Origin of the sequence: Ruania suaedae (assembly GCF_021049265.1) — a bacterium.
GTDB classification, from domain to species: Bacteria; Actinomycetota; Actinomycetes; order Actinomycetales; family Beutenbergiaceae; genus Ruania; species Ruania suaedae.
Genome location: NZ_CP088018.1, coordinates 115,215 through 131,439, shown reverse-complemented (window position 1 = coordinate 131,439; position 16,225 = coordinate 115,215). Strand labels below are relative to the sequence as shown.

The window sequence follows — 16,225 nt, the reverse complement described above, 5'->3', positions numbered from 1 at the left end:
AGAGACTGTAGCGTTCGCGATCGGGTCAATCCTAGCGCGGTTCGCTCGGCTGCGACCAGCGCGTGGATACTTCGTCGCCGCGGCCGATCCGGATGGGTCAGCGTGCCTCGAGCGCGTGCCGGACCAGCGAGACGACCGAGTCGATCCACTCCGGCGGGAAGGTGCCGTCGTGGGCGAAGCGCGCCGCCACCGCCCCGAGCACCAGGTCCGCGGCGGTGTCGACGTCCGCGTCCGGGCGGATCTGCCCGGCGGCGACGCCCGCACGCATGCGCAGGACGCCGAGCTCGATGCGCGGTCGCAGCAACTTGTCGCGGATGAGCTCGACCAGCTCGGGATCCCCTCCAGTGACCAGTCCGAGGAAGACGCCCACGCCCTGGTTCTGCTGGAAGGTGACGATCAGCAGCTCGATCGCCTGGCGCATGTCGGCCCAGACGTCCTCGGTCGGGGTCAGCAGGTTCGTCGCCGCGATCTCCTTCAGCGCCGATTCCAGCACCTCGTCCCGATCACGGTGGCGCCGGTAGATGCTGGTGCGCGCGACGCCGGACTCGGCCGCGACGGCCTCGACGGTGACCGCGGCCGGCCCACGCGAGCGCAGCAGCTCCAGCGCCGCCTGATGGATCCGGCGGTCCACCTCTTCACCGCGCACCACGGCGTTCAGCCGGTCAGATCGCGGGAGAGGAGCGCCGCGAGCTCGTCGAGCGCAGCCTCGGCGCCCGGGCCGTCGGCATGCAGGGTGACCACGTCCCCGTGCTCGACGCCCAGGCTCATCACGCCCAGGATGCTCGTCGCATCCTGCGGCACCGATCCGGCCTTGGAGATGCGCACCGTCAGGCCGGTGTCCTCGACGGCGCGGGTGAAGACCGCGGCAGGTCGCGCGTGCAGTCCCACGGGTGAGGCGATCGTGGCGGTACGTGTGGCCATGGGGATCCTTCGTCGGGATGAGCCAGGAGGCCCAATCTAACCTGTGCCGGTGACCGCGAACGCCCCGCCCGGCCGCTGGCTCACCCCGCCCGCCGGCCGGTCCGCTCGAGCAGCTCCTCCCAGCCGGCGGCGTTGCGGATGCGCGAACGCGGGACCCGGTGGCCGGCCGCGCGGGCGCACCCGTGGTCGAGGAAGTCGAGCTGGCCGGGGGCATGGGCATCGGAGTCGATGGCCACATCCACGCCCGTGGCCAGGGCCAGCGCCAGCAGCTCGTCGGGCGGGTCCACGCGCTCGGGCCGGGAGTTGATCTCCACCGCGACGCCGAAACGGCGACAGGCCTCGAACACGATCTCGGCGTCGAACTCCGACGGCGGCCGCAGCCTCGGGCCCGTGACGCGGCGCCCGGTGCAGTGGCCGAGCACGTCCACCCGCGGGTTCGCGATCGCTCGCACCATCCGCCGCGTCATGGCCTCCGCCGGCATGGTCAGCCGCGAGTGCACGCTCGCCACGACGACGTCCAGCTGTTCGAGCAGCTCCGGCTCCTGGTCCAGGGAGCCGTCGGGGAGGATGTCGACCTCGATACCGGTCAGGATCCGGAACGGCGCGATCTCGGCGTTGAGTGCCGCGATCTCCTCGAGCTGCGCCCGGAGGCGAGCCGCGGTGAGGCCGCGGGCGACCGTCAGGCTCGGGGAGTGATCGGTGACGGCGAGGTAGGAGTGACCGAGCGCGGCGGCCGTGAGCGCCATCTCCCGCACCGGGCTGCCGCCGTCGGAGGCATCGGAGTGGGTGTGCAGGTCACCCTGCAGCCACGAGCGCACCTGAGCGCCGCCCTCGGCGAGCGGTCCGGACCCCTGCTCGAGGTCGGCCAGGTACGGGTTGGCCGACCCCCGCGCCGCGGCGGTGGCGACCTGCGCCGTCCGGGGCCCGAGATCGGCCAGCTCGGTCAGCGTCCCGGCCGCGATCCGGCCCGCCACCTCGTCCGCACCCGTGCTCGCGAGCCGCCGGGCTGCGCGCCGGAACGCCTGCACCCGCCGAGTCTCGCCCAGTCTGCGCTCGAGCAGGAACGCCACCCGCTCGAGCGCGCCGACGGCACGAGCGGCACCCTCATCGGCGCCAGCCCGAATGCCTTCCCCGGCCGATTCAGTCCCCATCACCTTCGGCCGGCTCCTCCAGGTAGACGTCGTCGACGACCACGTCGACGGCGATCTGGTCGGTACTCACGCGCACCCCGAGCGCCTCCGAGGCGGCGCTCGCAGCCGCGCGCCTGGCGCTCGCGCTGACCTCGGCGATCGCACGTCCGTAGGCGACGCCCACGGTGAGTGTGACGGCGTCGAGGTTGTCGGCGTCGTCGGTGAGGATCCGTACCGAGGAAGCCCGGACTCCCGCGATGACATCCACTCGCGCACCCACGCGAGCGCTGAGCACGATCGAGGAGAGGAAGAAGACGCCGCTGCGGTGGCGGCCGCGCACCGGGCGGACGGTGCGCAGGGCGCGCGAGACCCGGTCCAGGACGCTCGCCTCGGCGCGCACCCAGCCGTCGTCGGTGAGCTGGCGCAGCTCTCCCGCGGCGCGGGCGAGCAACTCCGACGGCGGAGCGAGATCACGCTCCGGGCTCATCTCCATGCGTCGAGCCTCCGTTCCAGGCCTTGTCGGGCACGGTAGATCGCTCCGCGCACGGCGTCCACCGTCATGCCCTCGATATCGGCGATCCGTCGGTAGCTGAGGCCCTCGACCTCGTAGAGGATCCAGCACGCCCGCTGCGCCAGCGGCAGTTCTGCCAGGGCCTGCTCCAGCTCGGCCATCATCGTGCCTGCGAGGGCCCGGCGCTCGGGCTCGTGCTGGGCCGGGCTGCGCAGCTCGGACTCCTCGAGCTCGGTCGCCACGGTCCGCCCCTGCGTGCGCAGGTGGCGGCGGATCTTGTTCGCCAGGATCGAGAACAACCAGGTCTTCACCGCTGACTCGCCCCGGAACCCCTCGATCGCCTGCCACGCGGAGACGAACGCGTCTTGCACGCAGTCACGCACGGCGTGCTCATCGCGCAGCATCCGCAGACCGAACCGGTACATCGCCGGTCCGTGACGGCGCACGATCCCCTCGAATGCCTCCTTCTCACCGTTGCGCGCTCTCCGTACGAGCTCGGCGTCGGAGGGGTCCATCACTCGCCCAGTCTACGTGTGACTCACATCACATACGGGCCACCGTGAGGTTGCGGGTGCTCTCGGGTCTCATTGGACGACACCACCCGAGCGAGGAAAGGTCCACCCATGGCAGAGAAGTCCGCTCACCCATCCGTCTCCACCGACGTCGAGCGCGCCCCGGGTCCGCTGGCCTCCGACCTGGGGTCGACCACCATCGCCGATCAGGTCGTGAGCAAGATCGCCGGGATCGCCACCCGGGAGGTCAACGGTGTGCATGCGATCGGGGGCGGCGCGGCCCGCGCGTTCGGCGCGATCCGGGAGCGCATTCCGGGCGGTTCCACGAACTACAGCCAGGGAGTGCAGGTCGAGGTCGGATCGGTCGAGTGCGCCGTGGACGTCGAGTTCATCGCCGAGTACGGGGCCGCGATCGCCGATGTCGCCGAGGCGGTGCGCCAGAACATCGCCTCCTCGATCCAGCGCATGACCGGCCTGCACGTCGTCGAGGTCAACGTGGCAGTCACCGACGTCCACCTGCAGGGCGAGCAGGACGAGGAGCCGGCCACCGAACCCGCCGAAGCCCGTGTCCACTGATCCGGGCCACGAACCGGCCGACAGCACCGCGCGCGCGGCCACCCGGGCCCGCCGGGCGGCGCTGCAGGTGGCCGGCGTGGCCGATCTCCACTCGGGACGGTTCGCCGAGATCCGCACCTACCTGGCCGGTAGCACCGTGCCGGGTGTGCGCGTCGAAGCCGGGGCCGTGCACGTGCATACGGTCCTCCTGCCCGGCAGCGACCTACCCCTCGTCGCCGGAGAGGTCCACGACGCCGTCGCGGCAGCGACCGGACGGCCCGTCGTGGTCCATGTCGACGACGTGACCACCTCCGACAACCCCTTGAGGAGCACCCCATGAACGCACCAGCCATCGGACTCGTCGCCGGCCTGCTCCTCGCACTGGCGGCCATCACCGGCGGATTCACCGGATTCCTGCTGGCCCTCGTGCTCGGGACGCTCGGCGCCGTCCTCGGTGCCCAGCTCGCCGGCACGCTGGACCTGCGCGCGCTGTTCGGGCGGCGCCGTGGCTGAGGTGCCTGGCACCGTCACCATCGCCGACCGGGTGATCGTCCGGCTGGCTGAACGTGCGGCAGCGGATGCTGCGCGGCACGGGCGCGTGGTGGACCGTCCCCGTGCCCGGGTCCAGGCGCAGGTGGCTGGCCGTCGTGCCCGCTTGCAGGTCGAGACCTCGACCTTCTGGCCCGAACCGGTCGCGACCGCCGGGGACCGGATCGCCACCAGCGTCCGGAGCGAGCTGGACCGGTTGGCCCGGGTCCGTGCCGACCACGTCGAGGTCACGATCGTCGCCGTGCTCACGCCACCGGCCGCGCCGAGGACGGTGCGATGACCGCCACCCCCGCGGCTCCGGCAGAGTCGGCACTGGCGGCTGCCCGCGCCCGCACCGGTCGCACCGGCCTGCGGGTGGCCACCGTGGTCGTCGCCGTGCTGCTCGCCGCGATCGCCGCTCTGCTCGGGCAGCACGCGCTGGTGGACTGGGGGCGGATGGCGGGGACCTCCTGGCTCCGATCGGGTGCCGAGTTCGTCGCCGGCGACGACCCGAGCGCCCTGATCGGGGCCGGCGCCGCGGTTCTCCTCGGTCTCGTGATCATGGCGGCGGCCTGGCCCCGCCGTCAGCGCGTGCACCGGCTGCGGAGCGCCCCGGCGCTCCACCTGCACCCCGTGGACGTCGCCCGGCTCGCCTCCACCACTGCCCGCCGCGTGGACGGCGTCCTCTCGGCCACCACCACCGTCTCCGGGCGTCGCGTGGACATCCGGATCACCGCCACGGGCACCGACCGGGTCGCCGAGGACGTCCTGTCCGCGGTCCGCGCCGCCCTGGCGCTGCTCGACGGGTCGTTCCGGGTCCGCCCGCACGTGCGCACCCCGGGTGGACGGGGAGGGGCATCATGAGGCGCCCGGCCACCGTCGCGGCACGCTCCATTCTCATGCTGACCGGTCTGGCCCTGTGCCTGACCGGCCTCACGCTCCTCGCTCCGGCGGCCCTGCGGTCCTGGCCCGAGACGACGCTGCCCCTCCTCACCGCGCCACCCGCACTCCCCGAGCCACTCCTCGATCTGCCGGCGACGCTGCTCACCGCCCTGGACTCGCCGCTCGCGCCGGCACTGTCAGCGGTGATCGCCGTCGTGCTGCTGGGGATCCTGCTCGGCGTGCTGGTCCGGCGAGTCCGCCTCGCCCGGCGGGCGCCGCACCCCGTGGCCGACTCCGCAGGGACCCGCGTCGAGGTCCTCCCGCAGGCGGTCGCCGACGCCGCCGCCCGCGCCTGCACCGCCGACACCCAGGTGCTGCGCGCACGGCTACAGCTCGTCCGGCGACGGCGCGCCATCGCCCTGGAGGGCACCGTCACCCTGGCAGCCACGGCCGACCTGGCCCGGGTGTCCACTCACATCGACCACGTGGCCCGCCAGGCACGGGACCTGCTCGGCGCACCCCACGCGGTCGGCCACATCCGGATCACGCTCGTCCGCGGCGAGGCCTCTCGCCGGATCGGATGAGCCCACGACTGGGTGGCGAGGCCACCCACCACGGGGCGCTGTGCCCCACCCGCTGACAGCGGGCGACGAAAGGAAGAACCATGGGAATCGGCGACAAGATCCGCAACACAGCGCAGGAGACCGCCGGCAAGGCCAAGGAGGCCGTGGGCGAGGCGACCGACAACGAGCGGCTCGCCACCGAGGGCCGCAAGGACCAGTCGGCGGCCAACCTCAAGCAGGCCGGCGAGAACGTCAAGGACGCCTTCACCGACAAGTGAGGCCAAGGCGCCTCCCCTCGCGGCCCACCCCGGGCCGCGAGGGGAGGGGCCCAGCGGCTCCACCGCTGACCCGGGGCAACGTCGTCGCTAGAGTCGGGTCATGAGTAGCCCCACCCCGCCCCCACCCCGCGAAGTGCTGCCCTGGAGCCGCTTCGGGGAGGCTGCCCGCGAGCTGGCGCGGACCGTCGCCGACAGCGGCTGGATGCCGGACCTGGTCATCGCCGTGGCCCGGGGCGGGCTGGTGCCCGCCGGGGCGGTCGCCTACGCCCTCGACGTCAAGGCGATGGGCACGATGAACGTCGAGTTCTACACCGGCGTGGACCAGACGCTGGGCGAACCGCTGGTGCTCCCGCCGCTGCTGGACACCTCCGCGCTGGCCGGTGCGCGGGTGCTCGTGGTCGATGACGTCGCCGATTCGGGCCGCACGCTGGAGCTCGTGATGCAGCGGCTGCGGGCCGGCGAGCGCCCGCCGGCGCAGGCGCGCAGCGCCGTGCTCTACACCAAGCCGCGCTCGGTCATCGAGCCCGACTACACGTGGCACCGCACGGAGCGATGGATCTCGTTCCCGTGGTCGGCCCTGCCGCCCGTGACAGCCACCGCCACGGACGGGGCCTGATGGCCGTGCGCGTCGTCATCGCCGGTGGCTCCGGCTATCTCGGGCGCGCGCTCGCGTCCGCGGCCCGGGCACGGGGGGCCGAGGTGGTCGTGCTCACCCGCTCACCCCGCCCGGGCGCCGCTCACCGGCAGGTCGGCTGGGACGGGCGCAGCCCGGGGCCCTGGACCGCCGAGCTCGAGGGCGAGGACGTCCGGGTGGCCAACCTCGCCGGGCGGCTGGTCGACTGCCGCCCGACCGCGGCCAACATCGCCGAGCTGCGCTCGTCCCGGGTCGAGGCCACGTCCGCCCTCGTGGCCGCCTCCCGGCAGGCGAGCCGGCCCGTGCGCCACTGGCTGCAGGCGTCCACGACGGCGATCTGGTCCGACGGCGGCCACGCTCGCCTCACCGAGTCCTCCCCCGTGCCGGACGTCCCGCCCGGGCTGCCGCAGATGACGGGTGTGGCCGCCCCGTGGGAGGCGGCCGTCACCGGTGCCCACGCCGAGCACCTGCGGATCCTGCGCACCTCGATCGTGCTGGGAGGCCACTCCCCGGTGCTCAGCCGGCTCATGCTGCCGGTCCGGCTCGGGCTGGGCGGGCCGATCGCCGGCGGCCGGCAGTGGTTCTCCTGGATCCATCTCGCCGACTGGCTCACGATGGCCTGCGCCGCCCTCGGGCTCGAGGAGACCGTCACCCTGCCCGACGGCGTCCTGGTGGCTGCCGCCCCGCACCCGGTGACGAATGCGGAGCTGATGGCCGGGATGCGGCGAGCGCTGCGCCGACCGGCCTGGGCTCCTCCCACCCCGGCGCCGCTGCTGCGGGCCGCGGCCGTCGTGCTGCGCACCGATCCCGCGCTGGCGAGCACCGGCCGGCACGCGACGTCCGAGCGGCTCGAGGGGACCGGCTTCACCTTCCGCCACCCGCACCTGGACGGCGCGTTGGCCGCCCTGCACGAGCCGGCCGGGCCCGCTAGGCCCGCTGGACATCACTGATGGCCGGGACCCCGGCTGCCGACGTGCACATCGACGAGGACCTGGTGCGGCGCCTCCTCACCGATCAGCACCCGGAGCTCGCCGCCCGGCCGCTGAGCGTCATTGCGCACGGGTGGGACAACGTCATGGTCCGGTTGGGTTCGACCCTGCTGGTGCGGCTGCCCCGGCGGGAGGCCGCCGCCCGGCTGGTCGAGCACGAACAGCTGGTGCTGCCGCGCCTGGCGCCGCGACTGCCGGTGCCCGTGCCCGCTCTGATCCGGGCGGGGCGTCCGACCGCGTACTACCCGTGGTCATGGTCGGTCCTGCGCTGGATCGAGGGCCGCCCGACGGTCCTCGATCCCGCCGGCGCGCGCGACGCCTGGGCCGCCCAGCTCGGGAAGTTCTTCGCCGCGCTGCACCGGCCCGCCGACGCGGACGCGCCGGTGAATCCGGTGCGCGGGGTACCGCTGGCGCAGCGAGCCGAGGCGATCCGGGCACGCTTGGCCGACCCCACCCTGGGGCGCGGGGCCGAGTTGGCGGCCGTCTTCGAGGGCCATGCCGCCGTGCCCGCCTACGACGGCCCGCCGGTCTGGCTGCACGGGGACCCGCACCCGTTGAACCTGCTCACCCATCGCCATCGGCTGACGGCGGTGCTGGACTTCGGCGATGTCACCGCCGGTGACCCGGCCACCGATCTGGCGACGGCGTGGCTGACGTTCACCGCACGCGGGCGCGCCGCATTCGTGGTGGCCTACGCCCGCGCGGACCGGGCCGGCGCCGGCCTACCGGAGGGATTCGGCACCGACGACGCGCTGTGGTCACGCGCCCGCGCCTGGGCGGCGAACTTCGCCGCGGTCTTCGCCGCGCACGCCGACGACGATCCACGGATGGCAGCGATCGCCGAGCACGCGAGTGCTCAGCTGCTGGATGCGCCCGACGTGCGCTGAGCCGCTCGAGCGCCGTGCGCCGCTGTCGATACGATCCTGCTGTGGATCGTCGCCCCGCGGCCGGACGCGTACCGCTGTGGATCGCCTCCTCGGCGGGGCTGGTCCACGCGGCATTCAGCGCCTACTGGGCCCTGGGCGGACAGTGGCTGCTGGCCACCGTCGGGACCTGGGCGGTGCAGATGGCCGCCGAGGACCCACTGCGGACCGGGCTCGGGCTGGGCCTGATCGCCGTGGTCAAGGCGATCGCGGCCGCCGTCCCGGTGCTGAACGATTCCGGTCGGCTGCCACGACCAGGGCTGTGGCGCGCCCTGAGCTGGGTCGGCGGAGCGCTGCTGCTGGGCTACGGCCTCCTCAACGTCGTCGTCAGCGGGGCGGTGCTCGCCGGTCTCCTCGCCAGCCCGGGGGGCTGCGACCGCGAGGCGCTGATGGGTCACGTGTTGTTGTGGGACCCGCTGTTCGCGCTCTGGGGCGGAGGACTGCTCACGTTCTTGTGGCTCACGCGTGAGCGCCGCGGACGGCGAGCCCGGCTCGCCGGTGACCGGGACGGCCGGTCAGATGCGTGAGCCGCGGGCGCGAGCCATCATCCGCCGCTGCCACTTGTCCGCCTCGGACGTCAGCGGGGTGGCGAGAAACTCCCCGAGCGTGACCCCTGCGGCGAGAGCCAGCCCGATCGACCCCGCACGCACCAGCAGGTCCAGCCCCTCGAGGATGAACCCGGTGTCGACGATGTTGTACATCGCCCGGTAGATCGACAGACCCGGCAGGAAGGGCGTCACGCCGCACACCGAGAGCACCATCGTGGGCACGCGCACCCGCTCGCTGAGCACCCCGGCCAGCAGGCCGATCACCAGGGCCGCGCTGAACGCCGCCGCGCCGGCCCCGAACTGGTTGCCGGAGGGGCTCACCCCCAGTGCGGTGACCACCACGTACGCGCCGGAGGCCGCCGCGGCCACGAGCGCCACCAGCACCACGGTGCGGGGCCGCGTGTAGCTGGCCACGGACCAGGCGGCCGCGATCGCCGCGCCCGCCCCGATGAACACCACCGGATGCACGGCGACCCCTTCGCCGACCTCCCCGATGCTCAGCGGCACGCCCAGCTGACGGCCCAGCTCGAGCACGATACCGATGCCGGCGACGATGCCCACGGTGCTCAGTGCCACCTCGAAGGTGCGCGCGGCCGCGGTGAGCGGGAAACCCGCGATGGCGTCCTCGGCGGAGCCGACCAGCGCGAGCCCGGCCAGCAGCACCACGATGCCGGAGGCCACCACGAGGGAGGGGGGAAGCATCGCCCGGTCCCAGCCCCAGGTGTTCTGGCCCCAGAGCAGCACCACGGCGACGATCGTGGCGATACCCGATCCGACCACCTGCTGGAAGAGGTAGGGCAGGCCGCGGTGGCGCAGGAACCGCAGCACCCGGTCGATCACCATGGTGGTCGCGGCAGCGATCAGCGCCACCGCCCAGGTGCCACCGAGCAGCAGGGCCACGGAGGCGGCCATCATGCCGAGCGCGCCGGTGACCACGGCACGGCGGTAGGGGTGGGGCGCCGTCAGGATCCTCGTGAGGCGATCATGCGCCTCGGGGATGGTCAGCTTGCGGTTGGTGATGTCGCCGATGAGACGGCTGATGTCGGTGAGCCGGCTGTAGTCGGAGGTGCGGGTGCTGATGACGCGCACCTTGGTGACCGGATCGTCCTCGCGGTCGATGGTCGCCGTCACGGAGATGAAGGTGATGTCCACGCTGAGGTTCTTCACCCCGAGCCCATCGGCCATGCGCAACATCTCGGCGGTCGCGTCCCCCACGGGCGCGCCGGTGGCGACCATCGCCTCCCCCGCCCGCAGCACGAGGTCCAGCACCGACCGCTCGTCCTCGGCGCTCAGCTCGGACAGCACCCGGGAGCCGGGGAAGGGAAGCGTGGGGGGACCGTGGCCCGCCACCATCCGCCGGGCCTGCTCGCGCAACGACCACGGCCGGGCCGTGGGCACCGGGCCCGTCTGCTCGCGTGAGCGGCGCGGGACGGCGGGGCGTAGCGCCGGGACCGGCGCCACCTCCGGCACGCCGTCGGTGTCGACGGTGATCTCGGGCGGGGCCCCCTTCCGGGGGCGGTTCACCGGTCGCCGACCCGGGCGTGGCCGGCGGCCAGGGGCGGAGCGTTCGTTCACGATGCAGAGCCTAGAGGCTGAGGCTGACAGCGTCCGACCATGGCGGGTGGTCGGCGCTGCTCGAGCCACGCCATGGGGAGGACGCCCCACGCCGCCCGCTTGCCCTCGGGGAGGTCCACTGAGGAGGATGCCTCATGCGTACCCGACTTCTGCTCGCGACCGGACTCGCCGCGCTCGCCTCCACGGCACTGACCGCGTGCACGGCCGGCGCCCCCACCGACGGCCTCGACGGGGCGCTGGCCTCGGTGCCGGCGACCGAGGAGAACCTGGCCATGATTGCCTGGACGGACGTCTCGGCCGTCTCCGAGCTGGGCGGCTACGACACCGTCCCGCACCCCTTCAACACGGCGGGCATGCTGGGATACGGCGCCTTCGCGTCCGTGCGGGAGGTGCTCGACCCGGCCCTGCTGCCCGCCACCGGATCCGACGACGCGGCCGCCCTGTGGACGGGCCGGCCACCGCACGTGGCGTTCCGGTTCGACGGTGTCGACGCCGGTGCGGTCGAGGAGTTCTTCGCCGAGGCCGACGGCGAGCGCAGCGATCGCGCGGAGGGCACACTGCTGGTCCGGCGCGGCGACGGCGAGACCAACCTCGAGGACGAGCTGGTGCCGCCGCCGGTGATCAACCAGATGAACACCGTGTGGTTCGGAGAGGGGACGTTCATCGGGTCCTCCCAGCAGGCGATGGTCGTCGATCTGGCGGAGGGCACCGGCGAGAGCGCCGCCGAGTCCGAGGTCTACGCCGGTGTCATCGACTGTGTCGGTGACGTCGTGGCCGCGGAGCTGCACACCGGCGAGGCCGCTGCCCCGGCCACCTCGCTGGCCGTCGGCTTCGGCGGAACGGCCGAGGAGGCCGTCGCCACCCTGTGCCTGCGCGCCGGGGACCCGGCGGCCGTGGCCGAGAGCGTCCGGGAGCAGCTGGCCTCCGGAACCGACCCTCGCTCGATGCAGACCTGGCAGGAGATCCTGGGGGACGGTGAGGTGGAGGAGTCCGGCGACTGGGTACAGGTGCGGTTCACGGACCCGCCGGCGCCGGACACCATCCATCGGGTCCTGCACGCCCGCGGCATCCCGGCGCTCATGGGCGAGGCAGGCTGACCGGCGTCAGGACGGCACGGACTCCGCCACGGTGACCACCACGTCGTGGCCCCCGGTCGGTGAGGCCACCGTGGTGGCGTGCACGAGCTGGCCGGCGGCGTTCCACCGCACCGACTGGCTGTACCCGGACCCGTCCCCTACGAGCGAGCGCACGGCGGGGGTGGGCAGCTCGAAGGACGTCCACGTCGCGCCCAGATCCCGGCTGCGCAGCGCCCGGTTCCCGGCGACACCGTCGCGCAGGCTGTGGCGGCCGGTGACGATCATCTCCACATTCTCAGAGTTCTCGGAGTTCTCGGGGTCGCCGTCCACCCTCCGCCAGGCGATGGTCGGAGTACCCGAGACGGCGGTGCCGTCGGTCGCCACGAGCGGGAGCCCGATCTCGGCCGGATCGCCCCAGTCCACACCGTCGGTGCTGGTGAGCAGGTGAACCGGCACCTCGGGCGGACCGACGATCTCGATCACGGCACGGTGGAGGCCGTCGGGCATCGCCCCGGTCCCCACGAACATGCCCGGCCGGTGCTTGCGGTCGCCGATCCCGCAGACCAGGTCCTTCTCCGACCATGTGCGCAGGTCGCTGCTCGAGCGCCGGGTGATGGTCTGCAACATGCCCGCGGCCTTGTCCCGCTCATCGGCCAGATAGCAGTGCAGCACCCCGTCCAGGACGTGCAGGTCCGGTTCCCACACCGCGGTGGTGGTGGCGTCGCTGCGCGGGGAGTAGATCGCCGGCCCGCCCTGATCGATGGTCGACTCGTAGGCCCAGGAGGCTCCGCCGTCGCGGGAGGAGTACAGGGCCAGGGTGGTGGAGGAGCCGTCGGTGGGGATGGAGTTGCCGGCGAGCAGCAGGTCCCCGCGGCGTAGGTGCGCCAGGTCCTCGGTCAGCTCGATCATCATCGGCTGGTACCGGTTGCCCCGGCCGAGGGCATCGGCGACGTCGCTCAGGTGCTCCCAGCTGTGGCCCCCGTCCAGGCTGCGCCAGATCGGGAAGGAGGGGCCGCCGTCGTCGGCGACGTGCAGCCGCAGCTCCCAGGTGAGCAGCATCGCCCCGGCGTTCGGGCCCTGCGGGTCGGTCGCCAGGAGGCGGGTGTACAGCGAGCCCGCCTCCCCGACGGCGCCGCGATGGATGGTGGTGGTGGCCGGTGAGTTCACGCGTGCTCCTAGATGATCCGGGGGGCGTCGAGGTCGTGGTAGATCCGGTACGGGATGCGGTCGGGCACGTCGGCGAGCGGGCCCATCCGGCCCAGCGGGAGCCGTGCGGTGCCCACGCCGGCCGGGCGGTAGCCGAGGCCTTCGGTCTCCCGCGTGAAGGCGGCGTCCGGGTCGACCATCTGCCACGGGGTGGGCAGGGAGACCGGCATGGTCCAGTCGGCATTCTGCGCGAGGACCACCGGCCCGTGCGCGAACGCCACCCGGTTCGGGTGCCACCGGTCCACCGGCAGCACCCGCAGCCCGGCGCCGAGCCGGATCCGCACCTGGTCGCCGTCGTGCCACTCCCGGCGCACCTCCCGCCAGCCCCCCTCCCCCACGACGGCGGAGGTCGCCTCGCCGTTGACGGTCACCGTGAATCGCTCGCTCCACGGCGGCACCCGCAGGCGCAGGGTGAAGGTCGCGGGGCCGCTGGGCACAGCCAGGGTGAGTGTGGTCTCGTCGCCGACCGGGAAGTCGGTGCGCTGGTCGAGGGTGAGCTCGCGCCCGTCCTGGGTCCAGGTGAGGGTGGAGGGGACGTACAGGGCCACCGAGACCCCGTCCTCGCGCCCGTGGTAGACCAGGTCGGGCAGGTGGGAGACGCACTGCAGGTAGGTGCCCGAGCAGCAGGGCCAGTCGTCCCAGTGCGGCAGCTTGGTGGCGATGCCGAGGCGGTAGTCCTGGTAGTAGGGCGAGCGGCCGCCGGGGCGGACCGGTGTGACGGCGCCGATGCCGGAGAAGACGAGCTGTTCGATCCAGTCGGCGTAGCGGGCCTCGCCGGTGTGGCGCAGCAACGCGGTGCTCAGTTTGAATGCCGCCCAGGAGCCGCAGACGATCTCGGCGGTGTCGGTGCGCCACTCCAGGCTGCGCCCGAGTGACCCGTCCTCGGGCAGGGTGAACTCGCTCGGGCCGTACCCGCCGGTGGCATACGTCTGGGTGGAGGTGACGTATTCGTGGGCTCCGCGCAGGATGTCCAGGTAGTGCGCCTCGCCGGTGACCTCGTAGGCGGCCGCGGCCGAGGCGAAGGTGTTCACGTGGGAGTAGGCGTGCAGCCACACCGGCACGTCCCAGGCGCGCCCGGGCTCGGGCGGGGTGGCGACGGCGTCCCAGTAGGAGTCGTAGTGCCACACCTCGGCGAAGTCGCGCACGGCGGTGTCCGCGCCGGCGAGGTAGCCGCGGTGCAGGTTCTCGGCGAGGGTGTACCACTCGATCGTGCGGGCGTGGGAGGTGGGGGTGATGGCGCCGCCGGCGAAGTTCGCGGCGTGGGCGGGCGGGCGGTCGCGCTCCAGGGTCCGGGCGGCCCAGCCGACCGTGCGCTCGAGCAGCTCCAGCGCCGGGCCGTGGCCGGCGTACAGGGCGGTGTCGACCAGTCCGCAGACGAGCTTCTCGTAGCCGTAGAGCGACATCCGGGTGTCGCCGTCGGGTCCGACGGTCTCGGCATAGCCCTCGACCAGCTCGATCGCCCGCGCGCTCGCCTCGGGGATGCCGGCACTGGCGCCGAGCCGCGCCAGGCCGGAGACCCATTGGCCGAAGGTGGGCTGGGTGGTGGTGCGCGACCAGCCGGTCATCGGCCGGCCCGGTGCCGGCAGGCCGGCCTGCTGCCGGAACCCGTGCAGGACGTCCTCGGGCGCCATGCCGAGGTAGGTCTGCGCGGCGTCGGCGATCCGCTCGCCCAGGGCCCCGGTCAGGTGAACGCGCCCGGCGTAGCCGAGGGAGTCGAGCACGGGCTGGACGGCGGCTCTGCCCACCGCAGTGGTGCTGGACATCGGTGTCCTCTCAGGTGTGCTGCAGGGCGGGGTGGGGGTCGTCGGCCGGTGCGGGGGGAGGCACGGCCATCGGTGGTGGTGCCGCCAGCACGCCGGTGCGCCACAGGCACGTGGTGGCCACTGCGGCCGGGGCCGCCACGCCGAGCACCGGGATCAGCCCGGGGATCAGGTAGTACGCGCACAGGATCAGCCCGGCGCCGAGCCCGGTGAGTGCCGCCGCGGCCGGGCGGCCACCGGCGAGCACGGCGCTGCGGCGCAGCAGGGCGAAGGCGCCCTCGTCGAAGTGGGCCTGCAACGGCCACACGAGTACCGTCAGCAGGCCGAGGACGACGCCGGCGACGGTCAGGCCGCCGGCCAGCACCGGGCCGAGGCCACCCAGGTCGAGGACGGCCACCACCATCCGGTCCACGATCACCAGCGCCCAGGCCACGGTGAGCACGGCGCCCAGCCGGTTCGCCGGCCCGCGCTCGGCGCGCCACAGCTCGGCGAACCGGGTGCGCAGCGCCCGGCGCCCGGCGCGGTCCAGTGCGAGCGGGTCCTCGGGATACTGCAGGGCGTGCCGGATGTCGTCGCGCAGCGCCCCGTGCAGGGCGGCCGTGGCGGGGAAGATCCCGGCCACGACGGCGCCGCGCAGCGTCCATCCGATCCAGAGCAGGTGGAGCACGAGCAGCCGCAGGCCGAGCCGGCCGAGCCGCTGGTGCCACTCCAGCACGCGCCGCATCAGCCCTTCACCGACCCGATCAGCACGCCCTTCTCGAAGTAGCGCTGCAGGAAGGGGTAGAGCACGATCACCGGCAGTGTGGAGACCACGATCACGCCGTACTTGATCTGGTCGGCGTACTGCTGGGCGTAGCTGCCGCCACCGGATCCACCGGATCCGCCGGCGCCGCCGGAGAAGGCCTGGTTGGAGATGAGGATGTCACGCAGCACGATCTGCAGCGGTTGCTTGTCGTAGTCGCGCACGAAGACCAGGCCGGTGAAGAAGTCGTTCCAGTGCTGGACCAGGTAGTAGAGCCCGATTACCGAGATGATTGCCATCGACAGCGGCACGGCCATCTTGAGGAAGAACTGGAAGTAGTTCGATCCGTCGATGGTGGCCGCCTCGAACAGCTCCTCGGGCAGGGAGTGCTCGAAGAACGCCCGGGCGATGATCAGGTTGTAGACGTTGACGGCCGTCGGCAGGATGAACACCAGCCAGTTGTCGAGCAGGTTGAGGTCGCGCAGCAGCAGGTACATCGGGATGAGCCCGCCGTTGAAGAACATCGTGAAGGCGAAGAAGAACATCAGCACCTTGCGGGGGCTGAACTCCTTGCGCGAGAGCGCGTAGGCGGCGGGCAGGGTGACGAGCAGGTTCACCGCCGTGCCGACCACGGTGTAGAGGATGGTGTTGCGGTACCCGGTCCAGATGCGCTGGTCGGCGAGGATCTGCTCGTAGCCGAACCAGGAGATCCCCTGCGGGATGAACCACACCCGCCCGGTGGCGACCATCGTCGGGTCGCTGACCGAGGCGATGATCACGAAGTAGATCGGGTACAGGGTCACGAACAGCACCACGACGCAGGTCACGACCAGCCCGATGGTGAACGCGATGTCCCCGCCGGTGCGGTGCTTGAGGGCTGACAGTCTCATGC

Annotated in this window: 22 protein-coding genes; 12 read left to right on the top strand and 10 right to left on the bottom strand. The window is 73.0% G+C overall.

The window, feature by feature from the left end:
* Positions 1-97 precede the first annotated feature (97 nt).
* The 5 genes from LQF12_RS00605 to LQF12_RS00585 all read right to left on the bottom strand — a co-directional run bounded on the left by LQF12_RS00605 (position 98) and on the right by LQF12_RS00585 (position 3,077).
* Positions 98-649, bottom strand: coding sequence for a TetR-like C-terminal domain-containing protein (locus tag LQF12_RS00605; RefSeq protein ID WP_231054078.1), 552 nt, complete (start codon positions 647-649; stop codon positions 98-100).
* Between the two features lie 5 nt (positions 650-654).
* On the bottom strand, positions 655-921 hold the full coding sequence (locus tag LQF12_RS00600; RefSeq protein WP_231054077.1) for an HPr family phosphocarrier protein: 267 nt from the start codon (positions 919-921) through the stop codon (positions 655-657).
* 80 nt (positions 922-1,001) lie between these two features.
* A complete protein-coding gene (locus LQF12_RS00595) occupies positions 1,002-2,072 on the bottom strand; it encodes a PHP domain-containing protein (protein ID WP_231054076.1) in 1,071 nt (356 codons plus the stop codon).
* A complete protein-coding gene (locus LQF12_RS00590; protein ID WP_231054075.1) occupies positions 2,062-2,544 on the bottom strand; it encodes a hypothetical protein in 483 nt (160 codons plus the stop codon). Before LQF12_RS00590 ends, LQF12_RS00595 begins: the two co-directional genes overlap by 11 nt.
* The gene (locus LQF12_RS00585) at positions 2,535-3,077 is read right to left on the bottom strand and encodes an RNA polymerase sigma factor (protein ID WP_231055643.1); all 543 of its coding nucleotides are present in this window, start codon (positions 3,075-3,077) and stop codon (positions 2,535-2,537) included. The genes LQF12_RS00590 and LQF12_RS00585 overlap by 10 nt, the downstream gene beginning before the upstream one ends.
* Before the next feature lie 108 nt (positions 3,078-3,185).
* On the opposite strand from LQF12_RS00585, the gene LQF12_RS00580 reads away from it, so the two are divergent.
* The 11 genes from LQF12_RS00580 (at position 3,186) to LQF12_RS00530 (ending at position 8,953) form a co-directional block, all read left to right on the top strand.
* The gene (locus LQF12_RS00580) at positions 3,186-3,650 is read left to right on the top strand and encodes an Asp23/Gls24 family envelope stress response protein (protein WP_231054074.1); all 465 of its coding nucleotides are present in this window, start codon (positions 3,186-3,188) and stop codon (positions 3,648-3,650) included.
* Positions 3,640-3,969, top strand: coding sequence for a hypothetical protein (locus tag LQF12_RS00575; protein WP_231054073.1), 330 nt, complete (start codon positions 3,640-3,642; stop codon positions 3,967-3,969). The genes LQF12_RS00580 and LQF12_RS00575 overlap by 11 nt, the downstream gene beginning before the upstream one ends.
* A complete protein-coding gene (locus tag LQF12_RS00570; protein WP_231054072.1) occupies positions 3,966-4,142 on the top strand; it encodes a DUF2273 domain-containing protein in 177 nt (58 codons plus the stop codon). The genes LQF12_RS00575 and LQF12_RS00570 overlap by 4 nt, the downstream gene beginning before the upstream one ends.
* Positions 4,135-4,458, top strand: a complete 324-nt coding sequence (locus tag LQF12_RS00565; protein WP_231054071.1) for a hypothetical protein — start codon at positions 4,135-4,137, stop codon at positions 4,456-4,458. The genes LQF12_RS00570 and LQF12_RS00565 overlap by 8 nt, the downstream gene beginning before the upstream one ends.
* Positions 4,455-5,021, top strand: coding sequence for a DUF6286 domain-containing protein (locus LQF12_RS00560; protein ID WP_231054070.1), 567 nt, complete (start codon positions 4,455-4,457; stop codon positions 5,019-5,021). The genes LQF12_RS00565 and LQF12_RS00560 overlap by 4 nt, the downstream gene beginning before the upstream one ends.
* Positions 5,018-5,623: a hypothetical protein gene (locus LQF12_RS00555; protein ID WP_231054069.1), complete on the top strand. Its 606-nt coding sequence runs from the start codon at positions 5,018-5,020 to the stop codon at positions 5,621-5,623. The genes LQF12_RS00560 and LQF12_RS00555 overlap by 4 nt, the downstream gene beginning before the upstream one ends.
* A gap of 80 nt (positions 5,624-5,703) precedes the next feature.
* Complete coding sequence (locus tag LQF12_RS00550; protein ID WP_231054068.1) at positions 5,704-5,880, top strand: CsbD family protein; 177 nt, start codon at positions 5,704-5,706, stop codon at positions 5,878-5,880.
* A 100-nt stretch (positions 5,881-5,980) separates the two neighbouring features.
* Positions 5,981-6,496 carry a phosphoribosyltransferase gene (locus LQF12_RS00545; protein WP_231054067.1) on the top strand — a complete coding sequence of 172 codons (516 nt, stop codon included), beginning with the start codon at positions 5,981-5,983 and terminating at the stop codon, positions 6,494-6,496.
* On the top strand, positions 6,433-7,464 hold the full coding sequence (locus LQF12_RS00540; RefSeq protein ID WP_231054066.1) for a DUF1731 domain-containing protein: 1,032 nt from the start codon (positions 6,433-6,435) through the stop codon (positions 7,462-7,464). The genes LQF12_RS00545 and LQF12_RS00540 overlap by 64 nt, the downstream gene beginning before the upstream one ends.
* Entirely contained in the window at positions 7,464-8,390 is a 927-nt protein-coding gene (locus LQF12_RS00535; protein WP_231054065.1) for an aminoglycoside phosphotransferase family protein, read from the top strand. The genes LQF12_RS00540 and LQF12_RS00535 overlap by 1 nt, the downstream gene beginning before the upstream one ends.
* Before the next feature lie 41 nt (positions 8,391-8,431).
* Complete coding sequence (locus tag LQF12_RS00530; RefSeq protein WP_231054064.1) at positions 8,432-8,953, top strand: DUF3995 domain-containing protein; 522 nt, start codon at positions 8,432-8,434, stop codon at positions 8,951-8,953.
* On the opposite strand, the gene LQF12_RS00525 is transcribed toward LQF12_RS00530, so the two are convergent.
* Positions 8,942-10,549, bottom strand: a complete 1,608-nt coding sequence (locus LQF12_RS00525; protein WP_231054063.1) for a threonine/serine exporter family protein — start codon at positions 10,547-10,549, stop codon at positions 8,942-8,944. The genes LQF12_RS00530 and LQF12_RS00525 overlap by 12 nt on opposite strands.
* Before the next feature lie 134 nt (positions 10,550-10,683).
* Between LQF12_RS00525 and LQF12_RS00520 the strand changes: the two genes are divergently transcribed.
* On the top strand, positions 10,684-11,646 hold the full coding sequence (locus LQF12_RS00520) for a hypothetical protein (RefSeq protein WP_231054062.1): 963 nt from the start codon (positions 10,684-10,686) through the stop codon (positions 11,644-11,646).
* A gap of 6 nt (positions 11,647-11,652) precedes the next feature.
* Here LQF12_RS00520 and LQF12_RS00515 read toward each other — a convergent pair whose 3' ends face one another.
* From LQF12_RS00515 to LQF12_RS00500, 4 genes are read right to left on the bottom strand one after another with little or no spacing between them, the layout of a single operon-like run.
* Complete coding sequence (locus LQF12_RS00515; protein WP_231054061.1) at positions 11,653-12,792, bottom strand: glycoside hydrolase family protein; 1,140 nt, start codon at positions 12,790-12,792, stop codon at positions 11,653-11,655.
* A gap of 8 nt (positions 12,793-12,800) precedes the next feature.
* The gene (locus LQF12_RS00510) at positions 12,801-14,594 is read right to left on the bottom strand and encodes a beta-L-arabinofuranosidase domain-containing protein (protein WP_231054060.1); all 1,794 of its coding nucleotides are present in this window, start codon (positions 14,592-14,594) and stop codon (positions 12,801-12,803) included.
* Positions 14,595-14,604: 10 nt separating this feature from the next.
* Positions 14,605-15,315 (bottom strand): YesL family protein, encoded by a 711-nt coding sequence (locus tag LQF12_RS00505; protein WP_231054059.1) that lies wholly within the window; start codon positions 15,313-15,315, stop codon positions 14,605-14,607.
* Positions 15,315-16,223, bottom strand: coding sequence for a carbohydrate ABC transporter permease (locus LQF12_RS00500; protein WP_231054058.1), 909 nt, complete (start codon positions 16,221-16,223; stop codon positions 15,315-15,317). The genes LQF12_RS00505 and LQF12_RS00500 overlap by 1 nt, the downstream gene beginning before the upstream one ends.
* Between the last annotated feature and the right edge of the window lie 2 nt (positions 16,224-16,225).

Excerpts from the sequence above, each read along its gene's own strand:
- LQF12_RS00600 (WP_231054077.1), bottom strand. The coding sequence starts at position 921 with ATGGCCACACGTACCGCCACGATCGCCTCACCCGTGGGACTGCACGCG.
- LQF12_RS00595 (WP_231054076.1), bottom strand. The coding sequence starts at position 2,072 with ATGGGGACTGAATCGGCCGGGGAAGGCATTCGGGCTGGCGCCGATGAG.
- LQF12_RS00590 (WP_231054075.1), bottom strand. The coding sequence starts at position 2,544 with ATGGAGATGAGCCCGGAGCGTGATCTCGCTCCGCCGTCGGAGTTGCTC.
- LQF12_RS00585 (WP_231055643.1), bottom strand. The coding sequence starts at position 3,077 with ATGGACCCCTCCGACGCCGAGCTCGTACGGAGAGCGCGCAACGGTGAG.
- LQF12_RS00580 (WP_231054074.1), top strand. The coding sequence starts at position 3,186 with ATGGCAGAGAAGTCCGCTCACCCATCCGTCTCCACCGACGTCGAGCGC.
- LQF12_RS00570 (WP_231054072.1), top strand. The coding sequence starts at position 3,966 with ATGAACGCACCAGCCATCGGACTCGTCGCCGGCCTGCTCCTCGCACTG.
- LQF12_RS00560 (WP_231054070.1), top strand. The coding sequence starts at position 4,455 with ATGACCGCCACCCCCGCGGCTCCGGCAGAGTCGGCACTGGCGGCTGCC.
- LQF12_RS00555 (WP_231054069.1), top strand. The coding sequence starts at position 5,018 with ATGAGGCGCCCGGCCACCGTCGCGGCACGCTCCATTCTCATGCTGACC.
- LQF12_RS00550 (WP_231054068.1), top strand. The coding sequence starts at position 5,704 with ATGGGAATCGGCGACAAGATCCGCAACACAGCGCAGGAGACCGCCGGC.
- LQF12_RS00545 (WP_231054067.1), top strand. The coding sequence starts at position 5,981 with ATGAGTAGCCCCACCCCGCCCCCACCCCGCGAAGTGCTGCCCTGGAGC.
- LQF12_RS00540 (WP_231054066.1), top strand. The coding sequence starts at position 6,433 with ATGGATCTCGTTCCCGTGGTCGGCCCTGCCGCCCGTGACAGCCACCGC.
- LQF12_RS00535 (WP_231054065.1), top strand. The coding sequence starts at position 7,464 with ATGGCCGGGACCCCGGCTGCCGACGTGCACATCGACGAGGACCTGGTG.
- LQF12_RS00520 (WP_231054062.1), top strand. The coding sequence starts at position 10,684 with ATGCGTACCCGACTTCTGCTCGCGACCGGACTCGCCGCGCTCGCCTCC.
- LQF12_RS00510 (WP_231054060.1), bottom strand. The coding sequence starts at position 14,594 with ATGTCCAGCACCACTGCGGTGGGCAGAGCCGCCGTCCAGCCCGTGCTC.
- LQF12_RS00505 (WP_231054059.1), bottom strand. The coding sequence starts at position 15,315 with ATGCGGCGCGTGCTGGAGTGGCACCAGCGGCTCGGCCGGCTCGGCCTG.
- LQF12_RS00500 (WP_231054058.1), bottom strand. The coding sequence starts at position 16,223 with ATGAGACTGTCAGCCCTCAAGCACCGCACCGGCGGGGACATCGCGTTC.